Annotated in this window: 19 protein-coding genes; 5 read left to right on the top strand and 14 right to left on the bottom strand. The window is 62.6% G+C overall.

Annotation, left to right across the window (positions count from 1 at the left end; translation table 11 throughout):
- Positions 1–155 precede the first annotated feature (155 nt).
- The 3 genes from PG896_RS01930 to PG896_RS01940 all read right to left on the bottom strand — a co-directional run bounded on the left by PG896_RS01930 (position 156) and on the right by PG896_RS01940 (position 3,553).
- Positions 156–704 carry a sugar O-acetyltransferase gene (locus PG896_RS01930; protein WP_010675413.1) on the bottom strand — a complete coding sequence of 183 codons (549 nt, stop codon included), beginning with the start codon at positions 702–704 and terminating at the stop codon, positions 156–158.
- A gap of 422 nt (positions 705–1,126) precedes the next feature.
- Positions 1,127–2,005: a 50S ribosomal protein L11 methyltransferase gene (gene prmA, locus PG896_RS01935; RefSeq protein WP_270835332.1), complete on the bottom strand. Its 879-nt coding sequence runs from the start codon at positions 2,003–2,005 to the stop codon at positions 1,127–1,129.
- Between the two features lie 531 nt (positions 2,006–2,536).
- Positions 2,537–3,553, bottom strand: a complete 1,017-nt coding sequence (locus tag PG896_RS01940; protein ID WP_270835333.1) for a zinc-binding alcohol dehydrogenase family protein — start codon at positions 3,551–3,553, stop codon at positions 2,537–2,539.
- A 100-nt stretch (positions 3,554–3,653) separates the two neighbouring features.
- On the opposite strand from PG896_RS01940, the gene PG896_RS01945 reads away from it, so the two are divergent.
- A complete protein-coding gene (locus tag PG896_RS01945; protein ID WP_270835334.1) occupies positions 3,654–4,526 on the top strand; it encodes a LysR family transcriptional regulator in 873 nt (290 codons plus the stop codon).
- On the opposite strand, the gene PG896_RS01950 is transcribed toward PG896_RS01945, so the two are convergent.
- The 11 genes from PG896_RS01950 to PG896_RS02000 all read right to left on the bottom strand — a co-directional run bounded on the left by PG896_RS01950 (position 4,527) and on the right by PG896_RS02000 (position 16,086).
- Entirely contained in the window at positions 4,527–5,951 is a 1,425-nt protein-coding gene (locus PG896_RS01950; protein WP_262000101.1) for a PTS transporter subunit EIIC, read from the bottom strand.
- An 87-nt stretch (positions 5,952–6,038) separates the two neighbouring features.
- Positions 6,039–7,496, bottom strand: coding sequence for a sodium/pantothenate symporter (gene panF, locus PG896_RS01955; protein WP_043153258.1), 1,458 nt, complete (start codon positions 7,494–7,496; stop codon positions 6,039–6,041).
- A complete protein-coding gene (locus PG896_RS01960) occupies positions 7,486–7,734 on the bottom strand; it encodes a YhdT family protein (RefSeq protein WP_039040309.1) in 249 nt (82 codons plus the stop codon). The genes panF and PG896_RS01960 overlap by 11 nt, the downstream gene beginning before the upstream one ends.
- 266 nt (positions 7,735–8,000) lie before the next feature.
- Complete coding sequence (accC, locus tag PG896_RS01965) at positions 8,001–9,341, bottom strand: acetyl-CoA carboxylase biotin carboxylase subunit (RefSeq protein ID WP_010675406.1); 1,341 nt, start codon at positions 9,339–9,341, stop codon at positions 8,001–8,003.
- Positions 9,342–9,356: 15 nt separating this feature from the next.
- Positions 9,357–9,818: an acetyl-CoA carboxylase biotin carboxyl carrier protein gene (accB, locus tag PG896_RS01970; protein WP_201872017.1), complete on the bottom strand. Its 462-nt coding sequence runs from the start codon at positions 9,816–9,818 to the stop codon at positions 9,357–9,359.
- 36 nt (positions 9,819–9,854) lie between these two features.
- Complete coding sequence (aroQ, locus tag PG896_RS01975; RefSeq protein ID WP_039040307.1) at positions 9,855–10,304, bottom strand: type II 3-dehydroquinate dehydratase; 450 nt, start codon at positions 10,302–10,304, stop codon at positions 9,855–9,857.
- Positions 10,305–10,587: 283 nt separating this feature from the next.
- Positions 10,588–12,534, bottom strand: a complete 1,947-nt coding sequence (gene acs, locus PG896_RS01980; protein WP_039040306.1) for an acetate--CoA ligase — start codon at positions 12,532–12,534, stop codon at positions 10,588–10,590.
- Positions 12,535–12,709: 175 nt separating this feature from the next.
- Positions 12,710–14,497: an EAL domain-containing protein gene (locus PG896_RS01985; RefSeq protein WP_223920453.1), complete on the bottom strand. Its 1,788-nt coding sequence runs from the start codon at positions 14,495–14,497 to the stop codon at positions 12,710–12,712.
- Positions 14,498–14,603: 106 nt separating this feature from the next.
- Positions 14,604–14,972, bottom strand: coding sequence for a hypothetical protein (locus tag PG896_RS01990; RefSeq protein WP_223920452.1), 369 nt, complete (start codon positions 14,970–14,972; stop codon positions 14,604–14,606).
- 7 nt (positions 14,973–14,979) lie between these two features.
- The gene (torD, locus tag PG896_RS01995) at positions 14,980–15,648 is read right to left on the bottom strand and encodes a molecular chaperone TorD (RefSeq protein ID WP_104452429.1); all 669 of its coding nucleotides are present in this window, start codon (positions 15,646–15,648) and stop codon (positions 14,980–14,982) included.
- Positions 15,649–15,798: 150 nt separating this feature from the next.
- Positions 15,799–16,086, bottom strand: coding sequence for a hypothetical protein (locus PG896_RS02000; protein WP_069652090.1), 288 nt, complete (start codon positions 16,084–16,086; stop codon positions 15,799–15,801).
- Between the two features lie 341 nt (positions 16,087–16,427).
- On the opposite strand from PG896_RS02000, the gene glyA reads away from it, so the two are divergent.
- The 4 genes from glyA to ribD all read left to right on the top strand — a co-directional run bounded on the left by glyA (position 16,428) and on the right by ribD (position 20,174).
- Positions 16,428–17,681, top strand: coding sequence for a serine hydroxymethyltransferase (gene glyA / locus PG896_RS02005; protein WP_010675397.1), 1,254 nt, complete (start codon positions 16,428–16,430; stop codon positions 17,679–17,681).
- Positions 17,682–17,768: 87 nt separating this feature from the next.
- Positions 17,769–18,203, top strand: a complete 435-nt coding sequence (locus PG896_RS02010; protein WP_052224829.1) for a hypothetical protein — start codon at positions 17,769–17,771, stop codon at positions 18,201–18,203.
- Positions 18,204–18,337: 134 nt separating this feature from the next.
- Positions 18,338–18,787, top strand: coding sequence for a transcriptional regulator NrdR (gene nrdR, locus PG896_RS02015; protein ID WP_010675395.1), 450 nt, complete (start codon positions 18,338–18,340; stop codon positions 18,785–18,787).
- Between the two features lie 277 nt (positions 18,788–19,064).
- Positions 19,065–20,174 carry a bifunctional diaminohydroxyphosphoribosylaminopyrimidine deaminase/5-amino-6-(5-phosphoribosylamino)uracil reductase RibD gene (ribD, locus tag PG896_RS02020; protein WP_270835335.1) on the top strand — a complete coding sequence of 370 codons (1,110 nt, stop codon included), beginning with the start codon at positions 19,065–19,067 and terminating at the stop codon, positions 20,172–20,174.
- The last annotated feature ends 9 nt before the right edge of the window (positions 20,175–20,183 follow it).

The raw sequence follows: 20,183 nt of genomic DNA on the forward strand, positions 1-20,183 counted from the left end.
CTGCGCGAGCAGCTATCACCCAGTAATGGGAATCCCCCTCCTGTGACGCGAAGCGCTAAGGTGGGGGAGGATGTCAAGGAAAACGCCAGCATGCAGGTGGTGCACTGCATCGACCGCTTGCTGGAAAGCGCCTGAGCGAGCCTCTGGCCTTCCGCTCAACCTTTGACTGGCAGCAGCCGTGCCGGGTTGCCTGCCACCCTGGCACCGGCCGGTACATCTCTGGTCACGACCGAGCCCGCACCCACGACGGCTTCCCGCCCTATGGTGACGCCGGGAAGCAGAATGGCGCCGCCGCCTATCCAGACCCTGTCTTCGATGGTGACCGGCAGCGCCGTCTCAACCCCCTGAATGCGCTCATCGGCGTCCAGCGCATGGGCGGCGGTGTAGATCTGCACGTTCGGCCCAATCATCACCTCGGCACCGATGTGAATGGGGGCATTGTCCAGCAGGGTGGCCCCCATGTTGATGTAGCTGCCCTTGCCAAGGTGGATGTGGCGGCCATAGGTGCAGTAGAGGGGCGGGCAGATGAAGGCACCCTGGGCCAGCTCGCCGACGATCTGCTGCAGCAGTGCCAGTTGTTCATCCTCCTCGTCGCTGCGATTGAAGCGGCGGTACAGGAGGGCCGTCTCCCGGCGCAACAGATCCAGCTCTGGTGCCATGCAGTTGTAAGGCTGGCTGGCGATCATCTTCTCGTATTCGGTCATGACTGGGCCTCGATGGGGTGGAGGAAGAGAGGATAAGCCATCGGGGGGGCAGAGAAGCGTGAGGCTCTCCCCAGAGTGGGCAGAAGGAGAACGGGCGTCCGGAAACGACAAGGGCACCCTGGGGTGCCCTTGTCGTTCAACGACCTAAGTGTTGCCGCTGTGGCCTGTCAGCCGAGTGTGTGGCCAATGGGTTGGCAACTGCCGTGGCTTGTTGTTTATCAGCCGAGTGTGCGGCCGATGGGTTGGCAGCCACCGTGGCTTGTTGCTTATCAGCCGAGTATGCGGCCGATGGGTTGGCAACTGCCGTGGCTTGTTGTTTATCAGCCGAGTTTGCGGCCGATGGGTTGGCAACAGCCATGGCTTGTTGCTTATCAGCCGAGTGTGCGGCTGATGGGTTGGCAACTGCCGTGGCTTGTTGCTTATCAGCCGAGTTTGCGGCCGGAGAGGCGGCACCACTCTTCCTTCACCGCAGTCGGGTCCATCTCGAACCACTGGCGGTAGATGGTCTCCAGCTCCGGCGCCTGGCTTTCCAGCACGCCGGAGAGGGCCATCAGGCTGCCCGCCTTGCCGTGGCCGGCGATAAGCGGCGCCAGCTCCCGCAGCGGGCCGGCCAGGATGTTGGCGACCACCACGTCTGCTTCGACGTCTTGCGGCTGATCCGCCGGCAGGTAGAGTTCGATCTGGTCGGCTACGCCATTTCGCTCGGCGTTGTCACGGCTGGCCTGGATGGCCTGAGGATCGATGTCGATGCCGATGACCCGGGCTGCCCCCAGTTTCAGGGCGGCGATGCCGAGGATGCCGGAGCCGCAACCAAAGTCCACCACGGTTTTGCCGGCCAGATCCAGCCCGTCCAGCCACTGCAGGCAGAGCGCCGTGGTGGGGTGGGTACCGGTGCCGAAGGCCAGGCCCGGGTCCAGCATGACGTTGACCGCATCGGGGTTCGGCACGTCGCGCCAGCTCGGGCAGATCCAGAGCCGCTCGCCGAACTGCATGGGGTGGAAGTGATCCATCCATTCGCGCACCCAGTCCTTGTCTTCCAGCTGCTCGACCTTGTAGCCCACGTCTTCACCGAAGATCTGCTGGAAGAAGGCGATGGTGGGAGCCGGATCGGTTTCGGCGTCGAACAGTCCCATTACTTCGGTCTCGCCCCAGAGCGGGGTTTCACCGGGCATGGGCTCATAGACGGGCACATCCTTGGCATCCATAAAGGTCACCGCCTGGGCCCCACGCCCCAGCAGCATGTTGCTCACCTTGTCTGCGGTCTTGGCAGTGGCGTTGATTCGAATTTGTATCCAGGGCATGGCGTCGGCTCTTCATAAATGTGAAACCGCGGGATTCTATCATCATGGGCCCGTGCTGTCGTGGTTTGACCATGACCTCATGGAGAAGGGAGGCCACCCTGCCAAGTTGGCACGGTTAATGTATTCCTTCATGGGTGACGGGAAGCAACTTGTTCCCGCTGAATGCTTTGCTCTATGAAGTTCCGTCATCTTTTTTCAGCCACCTTCGGGTGGCTTTTTTTATGCCGGTGCGCTGAAAAACGGTTAATTGGGAGGAAAAAGCAGAGATTGGCACGCTATCTGCAAAGTTACAGATGTCCTGCATAAGGATATGTGTGTGATTGTTACCCCAACGTTCAGGTTTTTAGGGCCATCCCGACGGGATGGCCTCTTTTTTATGGTTTTTTCGGGGGAGATGCCCCGTCAGGGACAAAGGTCACCTGTGGGGCTGTGCACTCTTGGGGCTTGTCACTGGTGATTTCACCCCATGATGGTGCATTTATTTACCTACAAGGGAATAGGCTGGACGGTAAGGCCCGCTTGGGCTGTGCCTCAGCGATGGAAGCCGCTCATGTCGATCACCAGCTTGCCCACCATGCGACCCGCTTCCAGCTCGGCATGAGCCCGGGCCAGGGTGAGGGGCGTCAGTTCGGGCACCACCTTGCTGAGGGTGGTCTTGAGCACCCCTTCATCGATCAGGGCCGCGACCCGGCCGAGCAGGTTGTGCTGCTCGATCATGTCCGGGGTCTGGAACAGGGAGCGGGTAAACATGAACTCCTGGCTGAAGGTGACGCTCTTGGGTTTGAGCAGACCCAGATCCCAGGGGTCACTGGACTCGGCGATGGTGCAGATGTGACCAAACGGACGGATGAGGCTGGCCATGGTGTTCCAGTGCTGCTCGGTGGCGTTGGTGCAGAAGATGGCATCCACCTCGCTGATGCCGAGAGCCTTGAGCTCCGCCTGCAGATGGTGATGGCTCACCACCTGGTGGGCCCCCATGTCCAGGCACCACTCCCGGGTTTCGGGGCGCGATGCGGTGGCGATCACCTCCATGCCGGTGAGCTGGCGGGCCAGCTGGATGGCGATGGAACCGACCCCGCCGGCGCCCCCGATGATCAGCAGTCGCCCGGTGCTTTCGCGGGTAAGGCTCATACGCTCGAACAGGGTTTCCCAGGCGGTGATGGCGGTGAGCGGCAGGGCGGCGGCTTCCAGATCGGTCAGGGTGACTGGGGCGATGGCGGCGATGCGCTCGTCCACCAGTTGCAGGGCGCTGTTGCTGCCCGGGTGGCTGATGTCGCCGGCATACCAGACCCTGTCACCGGCCTTGAACAGGGTGACGTCGCTACCGACGGCGATCACCTCGCCCACGGCGTCCCAGCCCAGCACGCGGGGGCTGCTTTCGACTTTGTCCTTGGGGGCGCGTACCTTGGTGTCGACCGGATTGATGGAGGTGGCGTTGACCCGTACCAGCAGATCCCGCGGGCCCGGTGTCGGATCGGGCAGATCGCTCTCGATAAAGCAGTGGGGGTGGTTGCTTGGCAGATAGTGAGTCAGGGCGATGGCTTTCATGGCTTTTCCTTTCAAATAGCAGTGTTCGGGATTGCCACTCACTCTAGTCTGGATGATTATCAAGATTAAGATGGGTAATTGGTAAAGACTGTTTGAATATATGAACAATGTCGAACTGGAGTTGATGGGGCTGTTCGCCACCGTGGTGGAGCAGGGGAGCTTCACCGGGGCGGCCGAGGTGCTCGGCATGCCCAAGTCCTCGGTGAGCCAGAAAATCTCGCGCCTTGAATCCCGGCTCGGGGTGAGGTTGCTGCAACGCACCACCCGCAGGCTCAGCCTGACGCCTCAGGGGGAGGTCTATGTGGCCCATTGTCAGGAGCTGCTGGCACTGGCGCGCAGCGCCAATCTGGCGATGGCGCGGTTGCGCGCGTCTCCTGGAGGGCGGGTGCGGATCACTGCTCCCGAAGCCACGGGAACCTTGCTGCTTGGCCGGATACTGGCCGAATTTCGCGCCCTCTATCCCGCGGTGGTGCTGGAGCTGACCCTTTGCGATGAACAGCTGGATCTGGTGGGGGAAGGTTACGATCTGGCGCTGCGGGCGGCGCCGCTGAAAGATTCCAGCCTCATCTGTCGGCGCATCGGCCAGGTGGCGCGCCATCTGGTGGCATCTCCCGGTTACCTGGCGGCCAACGGGACGCCGCTCCAGCTCTCGGATCTGGCCGGACACGCCTGCCTGGTACATGGCTCCTTGCCGGTGTGGCCATTGCAGGAAGGGGGCTGGCGCCCTCGCGGGGCCTGCCAGAGCAACAGCCTGCTGGCGCTGCGGGAGCTGGCACTCCATGACGGGGGGATTGCCCTGCTGCCGGCCCATGTCTGCGGCGACGATCTGGCGGCGGGGCGACTGCTCAAGGTGCTGCCGGATCTCCTGGTTCCGGTGAACCCCTTCTATCTCATCTACCCGAGCCGGGAACACCTGGCCCCCGCCCTTCGCAGCCTGATGGACTTCGTGGCCGAACGTCTTCCCTTTGCCTGATCACTGGTGCTGGCCAAGGGGAGCCTGAGCAGGTTCGAGACCGAGCGGGACCGACTGGCGTTCCGCCAGCATGCGGATCTGCCCTTCGATGAGGCCAGCATGGGGGCCGAGCACCAGCACTAGCTGATGTTCGTTCAGCACGACCCAGGAGAGGCAGCCCAGTCTGGCCAGGCAGGATTGATCCACCAGGGCCATGTCGCGAACCCGCAGGCTGAGGCGGGTCAGGCAGACGCTCATGGCCTGCAGGTTGTCCATGCCCCCCAGCATCTTGAGGTACTGGATAGCCAGCATCTGGGGATCGGTGGGGGCCACGGTCGCGAGCCGGGAGAGATCCTCGGCCATGGGTTTGCCCGGCAGACTGAGGGGGGCGTGTTCCAGCAGCCGGGAGAAGAGCAGGGCATAGACGACGAAGAAGAGGATGCCCAGGGGGATGAGCCAGAAGCTGTGCAGACCGGCGTGGTAGCTCAGCACCAGATCCAGCAATCCGGCAGAAAAGTAGCTGCCCACCTGGATGTCGAGCCCGCTGCAGATGGCCAGCGACAGCCCGGTCAGCAGGGCATGGGCCAGAAACAGCCAGGGAGCGGTGAAGGCAAACAGGAACTCGATGGGCTCCGTGATGCCCACCAGTGCCGAGGTGAGCGCCAGGGTGAGCAGCAGCCCCCCCTGGGGCAGTTGCTGCATCCGCTGGCGATGGATCCAGATGGCAAAACAGGCACCGGGCAGGCCGAACATGATGACCGGATAGAGCCCGGCCACATAGCCTTCATGAAGCGGCTGGGCGGTCGAGAGGGCTTGCAGATTGCTCTCCCCGAGCCCGATGAGGCTGCCCAGCACCTGGTGCAGGCCGAGGGGGATCAGCAGTCGGTTCAGCACGCCGTAGCAGAAGGCGCCAAAGGGCGTGGTGAGCAGATCGGAGGCGAGCAGGGTGAGCCCCTGTTCCAGCAGCGGCCAGAGGATGGAGAGGGGGAGCACCAGCAGCAGGCAGGCCAGCGCCGAGAGCAACATGCCCGGCAGATCTTCCTGCAGGGGGCGCAACCAGCCCGGCAGCCGCAGAGTGCGGGCCCGGGAGCAGACCATGGCGGTGACGAGCCCGGCCAGCAGGCCGCAGATCATGTCCGCATGCAGCCCGGGCACCAGGGTGCCCAGCGCCGAGCTCAGCAGCAGGAAGTTGACCGCACCGGCGAGCGCCTGGGCTCCTTGCCCCTGGCGACTCAACCCGAAGGCGATGGCCACCGCATAGATGAGCGGCATCTGGCTGAAGAGGGCGCGACCGGCGAGGGAGAGCACGGCGAGATCCAGCACGTCCGGTTGGCCGAGCCGGTGGAGCAGGGCGGCCAGGGGCAGGATGGAGACGGGCAGCAACAGGGCATAGCCGAGGCGCTGCAGGGACTGGGTCAGGATCTTTCTGGCGTTCTGGACTGGCATGGGGGCACGGTATTTGTGACGTGGCGCACATTTTACCCGTGAGCCCCCATTTGGGAATAGGCGAGCCTTCCTTTATTGATCCTTTTCTTAATTTTGATCAAACAATCGACGGACACGCTGATCCGGGGCAGGAGTGAGCAGGCTGACCAGGACAAAGGCCGCCAGGCCAAGGGCCAGGCTCGGGACGATGGCGTGCAGACCGGCCAGCTTGATCCCCCACTGGCTCAAGGTGCCGTAACAGAGGATGCCGCAGACCATGCTGGCCAGGGCTCCCGGGCCGTTGGCCCTGGACCAGTAGAGGCCGAGCACCAGGGGCCAGAGGAAGACCGCCTGCAGGCCGCCGAAGGCGAGCAGGTTGAGCCAGATGATCATCTCGGGGGGCTGGAGCGCCGCCAGCAGTACCAGGGTACCCAGGATCAGGGTGCAGAGCAGGGAGAGGCGCGGCACCCGGACCTCCAGCTTCTCCTGCCTGGGATTGAGGTAATTGAGGTAGAGATCTTTCACCAGGGTGGCGGAGGCCTGGATCAGCTGGGAGTCGATAGTGGACATGATGGCCGCCATGGGGGCCGCCAGGAAGACCCCGGCCAGCCAGGGGGGGAGCACCTCCATCATCAGGGAGGGCATGATCTTGTCAGGGCTGTCCATGCCGGGCAGGATGGCGCGGCCCAGTGCCCCGGCCAGGTGCATGCCGAACATCAGCAGGGCGCAGACGATGGTGCCGATGAGGATCCCCCGGTGCAGCGCCTTGCTGTCCCGGTAGCCAAAGCAGCGCAGCGCCGAGTGGGGCAAGCCCACCACCCCGATGCAGACCAGCACCCAGAAGCTCAGCATGAAGGGCTGGGTCAGCATGTCGCCGGCCCCCTGGGGGCTCACCAGCTTGGGATCTATCTCCTTGAGCTGGTGGACAAGATTCGGCAACCCGTCACCGGCGATGAGGATGCCCGCCAGCAGGGCGCCAGTGCCGATGAGCATCACAATGCCCTGCAGGGCATCCGTCATCACCACGGCGCGAAAGCCGCCGATCACCGTGTAGAGCAGCACGCAACTGGCAAACAGAAAGAGTCCCTGCTGATAGCTGAGGCCGGTCGCCGTTTCCAGGAGGCGGGCGCCGCCGATGAACTGCACCACCATGGTGGCGATGAAGGCGAGGATGATGGTGACTGAACCCAGCACGACCACCGCCCTGCTCTGGTAGCGGGCCCACAGCATGTCGTTGATGGTCACCGCATTGACCCGGCGGGCGATGATGGCGAACTTCTTGCCAAGCACCCCCAGGGTGAGCCAGACAGTGGGCAGCTGGATCATCGCCAGTAGCACCCAGCCGAGGCCGACCTTGTAGGCGGCCCCCGGCCCGCCGATGAAGGACGATGCAGAGGTATAAGTGGCCACCAGGGTCATGGCCAGCACCAGGCCCCCCATGCTGCGGTTGCCGATGAAGTACTCCTGCATGAAGTTGCCGCCGGTCCGGTGGCGACTGGCCCAGAAACCGACCCCCAGTACCAGCACAAGATAGATGCAGAGCGGCAGCATCAGCTCAAGATTCATGGGGTGGTACCTCGCTATCCAGGGGAATATCGACGAACAGGCGATCCACCATGAGGGCGCAGAGGCCGATGAACAGCAGGGGCATCAGGATGCAACTGAGCAGGAACCAGAGGGGCAGGTCCCACAGCTCGAGATCCTCGGGTATGAAATAAGCCGAGCCATACCAGGCGACAAAGTAGAGCAGGGTCAGCAGCAGGCAGAAGGCTGCTTCCCGACGGGCGAGTGCGAAACGGTTCACTGTGGCCTCCGACGAGTGAGCGGGGCGCAAGAATAACAAAAAGCCATGTCGCCATGGCCCTTTTTTACGTTGGCGATCCGGGTGGATCGCGCAATATCCCGATGAAAGGGGTCTTTGCAGACCCGACTTCTTGTGCTGGGAGTGGCTGCTCATGCGGCCACCATTGCTCAATGGGTCGGGCCTCAAGCCATTACAGACCCGACTTCTTGTGCAGGTGGTGGCTGTTCTGTGCTGCCACCGTGCTCAATGGGTCGGGCCTCAAGCCATTACAGACCCAACTTCTTGTGCAGGTAGTGGATGTTGGTGCCACCGTGCTGGAAGTTTTCGTCCTTCATGATCTCTTTTTGCAGGGCGATGTTGGTCTTGATCCCTTCCACCACCAGCTCGTCGAGGGAGTGGCGCATGCGGGCGATGGCCACGTCGCGGTTCTCCCCGTAGCAGATCAGCTTGCCGATCATGGAGTCGTAGTAGGGGGGGACCTTGTAACCCGCATAGATGTGGGATTCCCAGCGCACGCCCAGGCCGCCCGGCGCGTGGAAGCGCTGGATGAGACCGGGAGAGGGCAGGAAGGTGGCCGGATCTTCGGCATTGATCCGGCACTCGATGGCGTGGCCACGGATGCGGATGTCCTGCTGGGTGATCGACAGGGGCTGACCGGCGGCAATGCGCAGCTGCTCCTTGATGAGGTCGACGCCGGTGACCATCTCGGTGACCGGATGCTCCACCTGGATACGGGTGTTCATCTCGATGAAATAGAACTCGCCGTTCTCGTACAGGAACTCGAAGGTACCCGCACCGCGGTAGCCGATCTCGAGACAGGCGCGCACACAGCGCTCACCGATGAACTTGCGCATCTCGTCGGTGATGCCGGGGGCCGGCGCCTCTTCCACGACCTTCTGGTGACGGCGCTGCATGGAGCAGTCCCGCTCACCCAGATAGAGGGCGGTACCCTGACCGTCAGCCAGCACCTGGATCTCGATGTGGCGCGGGTTCTCCAGGTACTTCTCCATGTAGACCATGTCGTTCTTGAAGAACTGGCCCGCTTCGGATTTGGTCAGCGCGATGGCGGAGGCCAGTTCGGCCTCGTTGCGCACCACGCGCATGCCGCGACCACCACCGCCACCGGCGGCCTTGATGATCACCGGATACCCGATCCGCTTGGCGATGGCGGCGTTGCGCTTGGCATCGTTGTCCACCGGGCCGTCGGAGCCGGGTACGCAGGGCACGCCCGCCTTCTTCATCGCCTCGATGGCGGAGACCTTGTCACCCATCAGGCGAATGGTCTCGGCGCGCGGGCCGATGAAGATGAAGCCGGATTTCTCGACCACTTCGGCGAAGTCGGCATTCTCGGAGAGGAAGCCGTAGCCCGGGTGGATGGCGACGGCACCGGTCACCTCGGCGGCGGCGATGATGGCCGGCACATTTAGGTAGGACTCACCGCTGGCAGGCTTGCCGATGCAGATGGTTTCGTCCGCCAGGAGCACATGCTTGAGCTCCCGATCGGCAGTGGAGTGAACGGCCACTGTCTTGATCCCGAGCTCTTTGCAGGCGCGCAGGATCCGCAGGGCAATTTCACCGCGGTTGGCGATGACTACTTTGTCCAACATGGGTGGCATTTTCCCTTATTCGATGATGAACAGCGGCTCGTCAAACTCGACGGCCTGACCATTTTCAACCAGGATTGCTTTGATCACGCCGACCTTGTCAGACTCGATTTGGTTCATCATTTTCATGGCTTCGACGATGCACAGGGTGTCGCCGACATTGACGTGCTGACCGACTTCCACGAACGGCTTGGCTTCCGGGCTGGAGGAGCGGTAGAAGGAGCCCACCATGGGGGAGCGCATCAGATGACCGCTCGGGGCGGCATCGGCAGCAGGTGCAGCGGCGGCTGCCGGAGCAGCGGCAACCGGTGCGGCAACCTGAGCCGCGGCCTGGGGCATGATCATCTGCGGGGCAACGCTAACCTGGCCGGAGAAATTACGGCTGATGCGAACGGACTCTTCCCCTTCGGAGATTTCCAGCTCGGCGATGCCGGACTCTTCAACCAGTTCAATCAGCTTCTTGATTTTGCGGATATCCATTAGCATTCTCTTTCTTCTTTATCTGATCAGTGATTATCAAGCCGCGCGCAACTGATGCACGGCCGCGGTTAAAGCGAATTGGTAACCATCGGCACCCAACCCGCAGATCACCCCCTTGGCGACATCAGACAGATAGGAGTGATGACGGAAGGGCTCCCTGGCATGAACGTTTGACAGGTGAACCTCGATAAAGGGGATGGCCACACCCAGCAGGGCATCGCGCAGGGCAACGCTGGTATGGGTGAAGGCGGCGGGATTGATGATGATGAAATCCACCTGGCCCATGGCCTGATGGATGCGGCCGATCAGCTCGTGCTCGGCATTGGATTGCAGATGTTCCAGGGTGACACCGAGTTCGCTGGCGCTGCGCGTCAGATCGGCGACGATCTCATCGAGCGTCTTGCTGCCGTAGATTCCCGGTTCCCGCTTGCCCAGCAGATTCAGATTGGGGCCGTTAAGCAGGAGGATTCGGTGATGTTGCGACATATTGAGTACATCCTCGATGATTATGCTGCTATCTATCAGCTATCTTTGGACTACCAAAAACCTAGCCAATTTTTGCACAAATCGGTGTGCCCTGACACACAGATTTCGCAATTATATTGATTTCGTGAAAATTAGCAGCATTTTACTGGTCTAATCTCTACATCTGGCTATTTATTGGCCTGGTTTGCCCGCAAGCCCTGCCTGCCACCGAACTCTGCTCTGTCCGGATCCCGAAGACAACAAAGCCGGCACGTGGCCGGCTCTGTTGACGTGGGGAAGAGACTCACGCCGCTTCCGACTTCTCGCGGATCAGCTTGTCCACGACCCCCGGATCCGCCAGGGTGGAGATATCCCCCAGGCTGTCGGTTTCGCCGGTGGCGATCTTGCGCAAGATACGCCGCATGATCTTGCCGGAACGGGTCTTGGGCAGCCCCTCGGCCCAGTGGATCACGTCCGGGGTCGCGATGGCGCCAATCTCCTTGCGCACCCATTCCTTCACTTCCTTGTGCAGCTCGCGGCTCGGCTCCTCCCCGGCGATCAGGGTGACATAGGCGTAGATGCCCTGTCCCTTGATCTCGTGGGGAACGCCCACCACCGCCGCTTCGGCGATTTTCGGATGGGCCACCAGAGCGGACTCGATTTCGGCGGTACCCATGCGGTGGCCGGAGACGTTGAGTACATCATCCACCCGGCCGGTGATCCAGTAGTAGCCGTCCTCGTCGCGACGGGCACCGTCGCCGGTGAAGTAGCGACCCGGGAAGGTGGAGAAGTAGGTCTGCTCGAAGCGCTCGTGATCGCCGAACACGGTACGCATCTGGCCGGGCCAGGAGTCGGTGATCACCAGGTTGCCCTCGGTGGCGCCTTCCAGCGGCTCACCCAGGTTGTCCACCAGAGCAGGCTGTACTCCGAAGAAGGGACGAGTGGCCGAGCCGGGCTTGAGCGCGGTGACGCCGGGCAGCGGAGTGATGAGGATGCCGCCGGTCTCGGTCTGCCACCAGGTGTCGACGATGGGGCAGCGCTCGTCGCCGATGGTGCGGTAGTACCACTCCCAGGCTTCCGGGTTGATGGGTTCACCCACCGACCCCATGATGCGCAAGCTGGTGCGGGAAGTGCCTTCGACAGCCTCCTTGCCCTTGGCCATCAGTGCGCGAATGGCGGTGGGGGCGGTATAGAGGATGGTGACCTGGTGTTTGTCCACCACCTGGCTCATGCGGTTGGTAGCCGGGTAGTTGGGCACCCCTTCGAACATGACGGTGGTGGCGCCGTTGGCCAGCGGCCCGTAGACCAGATAGGAGTGACCGGTGACCCAGCCCACATCGGCGGTACACCAGTAGATGTCCTCTTCGTGGTAGTCGAACACGTATTTGAAGGTGAGGGCGGCATAGACCAGATAGCCGCCCGTGGTGTGCAGCACACCCTTGGGTTTGCCGGTGGAGCCGGAGGTGTAGAGCACGAACAGGGGATCTTCGGCGCCCATGGCTTCGGGCGGACAATCCGGGCTGGCGGCGTTGACCGCATCATGCCACCAGATGTCTCTGTGCTCGTGCCAGGCCACGTTGCCACCGGTGCGCTTGAGGACGATCACCTTGCTGACCTTGGTATCCGGGTGGGTAAGGGCCTCATCCACGTTCTTCTTGAGGGGGATGGGGCGACCGCCTCGCAACCCCTCATCGGCGGTGATGACGACGGAGGCGCCGGAGTCGATGATGCGGCCCGAGAGCGCCTCCGGCGAGAAGCCGCCGAAGACGATGCTGTGCACGGCCCCGATGCGGGTACAGGCCAGCATGGCGATGGCCGCCTCCGGCACCATGGGCATATAAAGGCAGACCATGTGGCCACGCTTGACCCCCTGGGCTTTGAGCACGTTGGCAAACTTGCACACTTCGGCGTGCAGTTCGCGATAGGTGATCTTGCGATCTTCAGCTGGGTTGTCCCCTTCCCAGATGATGGCGACCTTGTCGCCGCGCTCGCTCAGATGACGATCCAGGCAGTTGGCCGAGACGTTGAGCAGACCATCCTCATACCACTTGATGGAGACGTGGCCCGGATCGTAGGAGGTGTTCTTGACGCGGGTGTAGGGGGTCATCCAGTCAAGGATCTTGCCCTGCTCCCCCCAGAAGGCGTCCGGATCCTGCACCGACGCTTGATACATGGCTTCATAACCTTCCTTGTCCAGCAGGGCGCCGTTGCCGATGTGGGCCTTGACCGGGTAGACCTTGCTCTCGCTCATCTCTCACTCCTGTGAATACATTTTCTTAATGATTGAGTAACAACTTATACCTTTGGTTCCCGAGGGCAATTAGACTTTTGGATAGCGACGAAGTTAGCAGGTGAGAGGACACGTTGAGGGCAAAGAAGGGAGCCATGGGCTCCCTTCTTTGCTTTCGTGGTGGCGCGGCCAAGGCTCAATGGCGGAGGGGGAGCAGGGGAGGCAGGCTGGGTTCTGGCAGGGGATGGCTGAACAGGTAGCCCTGTCCCTCTTCGCAACGCAGGGATTGCAGGAACTGGCGCTGGGGCTGGGTTTCTATCCCTTCCGCCGTAACGGCCATGCCGAGGGAGGTGGCCAGCTGGACTATGGTACGGCACAGCTCGCGGCTGTGCTTGTCGTCGGGCAACGCCTGGACGAAGGCCCTGTCTATCTTGATGCGATCGATGGGCAGGCTCCTGAGCAGGCTCAGGGAAGAGAAACCGGTGCCGAAGTCGTCGATGGCGATCTGTACCCCCAGCGCCTTGAGGCGGGTGAAGAGCCGCAGACTGTGATCCACGCTCTGGATGATGCTCTCGGTCACCTCGATCTCCAGCCGCTCGGCAGGAAAACAGGTCTCGGCCAGAATGGCTGTCACCCGCTCCACGTAGTCGTGGGAGCGCATCTCCCTGACCGACACATTGACCGAGAGCCTGGGCACGGCGAGCTCTTCGGCCAGCCACTGCTGCCCTTGCCGGCAGGCGGTGCGCATCACCCATTCGCCCAGCGGTTCGATGAGACCGCACTCCTCTGCCACCGGAATGAAACGGTCCGGGGATATCATGCCAAGGCTGGGATGCTGCCAGCGGATCAGGGCCTCCAGGCCGCTGAGATGACCATCCGCCAGATCCGTCATGGGTTGGTAGAGCAGGCGGAACTGTTGCTGCTCAATGGCCTTGAGCAGTCCCTGCTCCAGCAGCATCCGCTCCCCGGTCTGTGCCGTGATGTCGGGGGAGTGGAACAGATAGCCGTTGCGGCCACGGCGCTTGGCTTCATGCATGGCGTTGTCCGCCGCGCTGATGAGGCTGTCCGGGGTCTGGCCATGCTCCGGATAGAGGGAGACGCCGATGCTGGCGGAGAGCCTCACCCGCTCCTGGCCGATGTCGGCGGGATCGTGCAGCCTGCGTTGCAACCCCTCGATGAGACCCAGCAGATCCTGGGTCTCCCTGATGGCGGGCAGCAACACCAGAAATTCGTCTGCCCCCAGCCGGATGGCGATGTCTCCGGGGCGCAGACAGTGGCGAATGCGGTCTGCCGACAGCTTGAGCAGCAGATCGCCGGCACTGTGCCCCAGGTTGTCGTTGATGAGCTTGAAGCCGTCGAGATCGATGAACAGCAGCGCCAGGACGTGGTGGTTCACCCTGGCCGTCTCTATCTCCAGGGTGAGGCGCTCTTGCAGCAGATGGCGATTGCCGAGATCGGTGAGGGGATCGTAATAGGAGAGGTGCTGCAAGCGGGCTTCGGCCTGATAGAGACGCAGTGCATGGCGGTGGGTCATCTCCTGCAGGCCGGGTGACGCGGGTGCGTCGAGGTGGGGGCCTGTCTGCGCGGATTCCCTCATCACGAGGAAGATGCCGCTGAAGGAGCCGTCCTCATCCAGCACGGAGCTGACGCTCACTTGCCAGCGTGCGGGGGAGGCCGCGCGGGAGAGACCGACCGTCTCCACCTCAAATGCGCATCGGGGGGCCCCTTGTCGCAGTTGTTGAAACAGCGGGAGCAGCTGGGGAGTCTGGGCAGGGACAATGTCGAACAGCGTCTTGCCCGGGTGCTCTGCCCGCGCGAGGCCGGTCAGTTCGGCAAAGCGTCCGTTGACGTCGCGGCACCTGAATTCGTGATCGAAGACTCCAATCCCGACGGGCGCCTGGGCGAACAGTTGTTGCAACTCGTAGGGAGAGAGCGGGCCTGACAAATGCCGTGTCGGAACCGATTCGGGTAGCACTTTTTCCATGGAGGCTCCTGAATTGATTGCTTTGTCATTTGGACGACTGTGTCAGTATGGCAGGAAGTGTCAGGAGAGAAAGAAAGTGTGAGAAGGGTGTGAAATCAACGAGATGTCAGCCTTTCTGGCGGCCAAACGCCTGGATCCCGCGAACAAATACCAGCCAGCCCACCAGATGAAACGGCAACGCCATGGCGTAGAGCACCAGCCAGTGGCTCTCGGTGCCGCTGCTGTTGATGAAATCTGTCCAGGCGGCGAGCAGGGCCAGCATGCCCGCTATCTGGAAGCGGCGACGCAGCACCACTTCCACCCCGAGATTGGCGAGGTAGAGGGTCAGCAGGATGCCGGCAAAGCCGGTGAGCTGGGCGGTGCCGTAGAGCGCGCGGTCCGGGTTGAACAGCAGCGCCACGAGGGGAGTGAGACCCTGATCCAGCGGGATCAGGGCCAGCAGCCAGCATGCGATAAGAAGCAGGGCTGTCTTCATGCCGGGCTCAGTCGGCGGACGGTGCCGGTTTGACCAGGGAGAGGTAGTTGGCGTCCATCTTGAGGAACACCCCCAGCAGGCGGGCACTGGCACCGTAGAAGCCAAACTTGTCGGCGGCCCGGCAGGCCTGCTCGAAGCGCTCGAACCAGCCCAGCAGGTGACCGTGCAGCAGGGACTCCTGCTCGCCAAGCCACGCCTCGCGCTGGTCGGCGGTGGTCGACTCGGCGGCGCGGATGATGAGGCTGCCCATCAGATCCAGCTCGATGGCCAGATGATCGGCAGGCTCATTGTACTTGTCGCTGACATTAATGCCGAGGCGATCGAGGCGTGCCTGCATCTCGGTCATGGGGGCCTGCATCAGCTGCTTGCCTTCGCCCCGGTAGAGGGATTCGTAGGGCAGGGCACCCTGCCCGGGAGCGCTCAGGAACAGGCCGGCGAAGTCGGCGGCCAGGGCCGTCTGGCGCTCGGGGCGCACCAGCAATCGGGCGATGGCGTCGTTGAGCTCGGCCACGGCTTCGCGCATGGGGTCGAGAGTAGAGAGGCTCTTCAAGAAGCTGCGCACGTCATAGGTGTCGTATTCAGCGATCTGTGCATCACTGAGTTCGGCAGCAAACAGGGTGGAAAACCACCAGTAAAGCTCGGCCCGGCGTTCGCTGGTCGCCATGAATTCCTGCATTTTTCCTCCGTGGATGACAATCGGGAGCCTTGATGGCCCCCGATTCTAACGACTTTAAAAATAAAGGAAACTCATGGGGCCTTTTGGCCGGATAGCGCCAGGCGAGGGGGTCGCATTCGCGGGATCGCCGTGGGCGACGAGGAGGCCGACCTACTCCTCGACGCGATAGAGCACCTGCTTGCAACGGGGGCAGATGTGCTGGCGGCGGTAATCCATCTGGTGCACCAGGCCGACCTCCCGCTGCTGATGGTGACCGCAATGGATGCAGAAGATGAGATCCCCGTCGGCGGCGCCGGGATGGGCCGCCAGGTACTGCTCCCGGGTGGGAAGTGTCTCCCAGTTGGCGGTGCAGGCACCCTTGCGGCTGCCGGTGTAGTAGACCCAGTAGAAGAGAGCGAAGACCGCGACAATCACGAACAGCATCAGATGATCCATCATGGCGTTTCCCCTTGTGTTCCGGGATGGCAGGGAGCGACACCCGCTCGTGCAGATGTCCCATGGCCTAAAGATGTTATCTGTTAGTAAATGCTATATCCATGATCTGGCTCTGGTTTTCATCGCCTTGCCCGGGAAGCGGGGACGATGGCTGGAGCCGGATTGCTGGTGTGGGGAGGCCGGGGGGATGAGCGAAGCCAGGGGGCGGGATTCGAAATTTGCGACGTATTTTACATTTTATAAACAATTTTTTGGGTGGTTGGACTGTCTCTTTGATCCAGCTCACGTTACAATGCGCGGGCCCACTTCACCTATCGCGCAAACGATTTTCAGGAGATAAACGGATGTTGAAACGTGACATGACCATCGCCGGCTATGATCCAGAGCTGTGGCAGGCCATCACAGACGAGACCCGTCGTCAGGAAGAGCACATCGAGCTGATTGCGTCCGAGAACTACACCAGCCCCCGCGTCATGGAAGCCCAGGGCTCCCAGTTGACCAACAAGTACGCCGAAGGCTACCCGGCCAAGCGTTACTACGGCGGTTGCGAGTATGTGGATGTGGTTGAAACCCTGGCCATCGAGCGCGCCAAAGAGCTGTTCGGTGCCACCTACGCCAACGTGCAGCCGCACTCCGGCTCCCAGGCCAACAGCGCCGTCTACATGGCCCTGCTGCAACCAGGCGACACCGTGCTCGGCATGAACCTGGCCCACGGCGGTCACCTGACCCACGGCTCCCCCGTCAACTTCTCCGGCAAGCTGTACAACATCATCCCCTACGGCATCGACGAGTCCGGCAAGATCGACTACGACGAGATGGAGCGCCTGGCCGTTGAGCACAAGCCGAAGATGATGATCGGCGGCTTCTCCGCCTACTCCGGCATCGTCGACTGGGCCCGCATGCGCGAAATCGCCGACAAGATCGGTGCTTACCTGTTCGTGGACATGGCCCACGTAGCCGGTCTGATTGCCGCCGGCGTCTACCCGAACCCGGTGCCCCACGCTCACGTGGTCACCTCCACCACCCACAAGACCCTGGCCGGTCCGCGCGGTGGTCTGATCCTCTCCGCCGCCGACGACGAAGATCTGTACAAGAAACTGAACTCCGCCGTCTTCCCGGGTGGTCAGGGCGGCCCGCTGATGCACGTCATCGCCGGCAAGGCCGTGGCCTTCAAGGAAGCGCTGGAGCCCGAGTTCAAGACCTACCAGGCCCAGGTCGTCAAGAACGCCAAGGCCATGGCGGCGACCTTTATCGAGCGCGGCTACAAGATCGTCTCCGGCGGTACCGACAACCATCTGATGCTGGTTGATCTGATCGGTCGCGAGCTGACCGGCAAAGATGCCGACGCAGCCCTCGGCAAGGCCAACATCACCGTCAACAAGAACTCCGTACCGAACGACCCGCGTTCCCCGTTCGTGACCTCCGGCGTGCGTATCGGCACCCCGGCCATCACCCGCCGCGGCTTCAAGGAAGCCGAGTCCATCCAGTTGGCCAACTGGATCTGCGACGTGCTGGACAGCCACGACAACGAAGAAGTGCTGGCGACCGTGCGCGAGAAGGTGCTGGACATCTGCCGCCGCTTCCCGGTCTACGCATAATCAGCCTGACCTTCAGGTTGAAGACCAATGCCACCCTCGGGTGGCATTGTTTTTTGCAGCGTCTGGCAAGATGAGACAGAGGTGATCATGTGCGATGACATGGAAGAGGACGTGCTGGAGGCGTCACTGCGGCAGACGGTTCGCGCCCAGTACCACTTTCGCGCCAGCGAACAGGGGCTGCTGGCCTGGGATGTGCGCCGCTTGATCCGGCTGAGCCGCAACCTGCCGGTGCAGGCGGTGGCACTCGGCGAGATTGCCGAGCTTGACCGCGACCACTGGTACGGCCATGGCGACGCCACGCCCACGGTGCGCAGCGTGGTGGCGCATTGCCAGCTCATGATGGCGGCGGATCTCGCCTATCCCATCCTGCTGGACAGCGCCGGCCGGGTGATGGATGGCATGCACCGGGTGGGCAAGGCGCTGATGCTGGGTCACAGCCATGTGGCTGCTCGCCGGTTCGCGGCGGATCCTGCCCCCGATTACCAGGATTGCGACCCCGAGGCGTTGCCCTATGACGACTGAGTCCTGCCCGAAGGTCTGGCTGGTTGTCCCTTGTTTTCATGGGCTTTTACCGGTTCTGGATGGCCGTGTTACACTGGCCGGCCTAGCGCCAGCCCCCGGGGCCCGCGCCCATTTTCATCCACGCCGGAGGTCAGATGCATTGCCCTTTCTGTAGTGCCGTTGATACCAAGGTGATCGATTCCCGTCTGGTGGCCGAGGGCCATCAGGTGCGCCGCCGTCGCGAATGCCTGCTCTGTCACGAGCGTTTTACCACCTTCGAAATGGCCGAACTGGTCATGCCCCGCGTCATCAAGTCCAACGGCTCCCGCGAGCCCTTCAACGAAGACAAGCTGCGTGCCGGCATTCTGCGGGCGCTGGAGAAGCGGCCGGTGAGCATGGAGGCCATCGAGAAGGCGGTCAACCACATCAAGTCCCGCCTGCGGGCCACCGGTGAGCGGGAGGTGGCCTCCCAGCTGGTGGGCAATCTGGTGATGGATGAGCTCAAGAGCCTGGACAAGGTGGCCTACATCCGCTTTGCCTCCGTCTACCGCAGCTTTGAAGACATTCGCGAATTCGGGGAAGAGATCGCCAAGCTGGAGAAGTAACGTCGGCCTGTCGCTCCCTATGTGAATAAGAGAGGGGCTGCCGTTGCGGCAGCGCCAGTTGTTACACCAGTGAGACATCCAGATAGCGCATCGTTGCACTGGTGAAAAAGTATGAGGGCGTGCGGCCGCATCCTGCGATGTGTGTGCCCGTCGCCATGGCGTCAGATGCCATGGCCGATCTGCCCGAGAAGGCGTGCTGCAAGCGCGTACACCCTATTTTCTTGTCCCATCGGATGGCCGTGCCACGGGGGACAGGTTGCTGGACACAGGAGCCCGGATGTTTAGTCAAGACGATTACCAATGGATGAGCCGGGCCCTCGAACTGGCCCGGTGCGGCCGTTACACCACGGCCCCCAACCCCTGCGTCGGCGCCGTGCTGGTGAAGGCCGGCGTGGTGGTGGGGGAGGGCTGGCACAAGCGGGCCGGTGAGCCCCATGCCGAGGTCTATGCTCTGCACGCGGCAGGGGAAGAGGCCCGCGGTGCCACCGCCTATGTGACCCTGGAGCCCTGCTCCCATCATGGTCGCACGCCCCCCTGCGCCGAGGCGCTCATCAAGGCCGGGGTGACCCGGGTGGTCGCCGCCATGGTGGATCCCAATCCCCAGGTGGGCGGGCGTGGCCTGCGGATGCTCTCCGAGGCGGGGATCAAGACCGATTTCGGCCTGCTGGCCGCAGAAGCCGAGGCCCTCAATCCCGGTTTCTTCAAGCGGATGCGCACCGCGTTTCCGCTGGTGACGGTCAAGCTGGGGGCGAGCCTGGATGGTCGCACCGCCATGGCGAGTGGCGAGAGCCAGTGGATCACCTCTGCGGAGGCGCGCCGGGACGTGCAGCGGCTGCGGGCCCGTTACGATGCAGTCCTCTCCAGCGCCGAAACCGTGCTGGCGGATGGCGCCTCCCTCACCGTGCGCTGGGACGAGCTGCCCCCCTCGGTCAAGGCGGTCTATCCCAAAGAGACCCTGCGCCAGCCACTTCGAGTCATCGTGGATTCGCAAAACCGGCTCACCCCGGATCTGCCCCTGTTCCAGAGCGAGAGCCCGGTACTGCTGGCCCGCCACAAGGCATCCGGTGAGTGGCCCGCCTGGGTGCAGCAGCTGGAGGTGCCGCTGCTGGATGGCAAGCTGGATCTGGTCAGTCTGTTCATGCTGCTGGCCAAACAGAACGTCAACTCGGTACTGGTGGAGGCGGGGCCGCGGCTGTGCGGCGCCCTGCTGGAGAAGGGGCTGGTGGACGAGCTGGTGCTCTATCAGGCGCCCAAACTGATGGGGGATGAGGGGCGCGGCCTGTTCCATCTGCCGGGGCTGACCCGGCTGTTCCAGGCTCCCAAACTCAACCTCAAGGATGTGCGCATGCTTGGCCAGGATATTCGCATCACTGCGAAAATAGCCTGATTTTTCAAT

Origin of the sequence: Aeromonas sp. QDB30, assembly GCF_027707645.1 — a bacterium.
Lineage (GTDB): Bacteria > Pseudomonadota > Gammaproteobacteria > Enterobacterales > Aeromonadaceae > Aeromonas > Aeromonas caviae.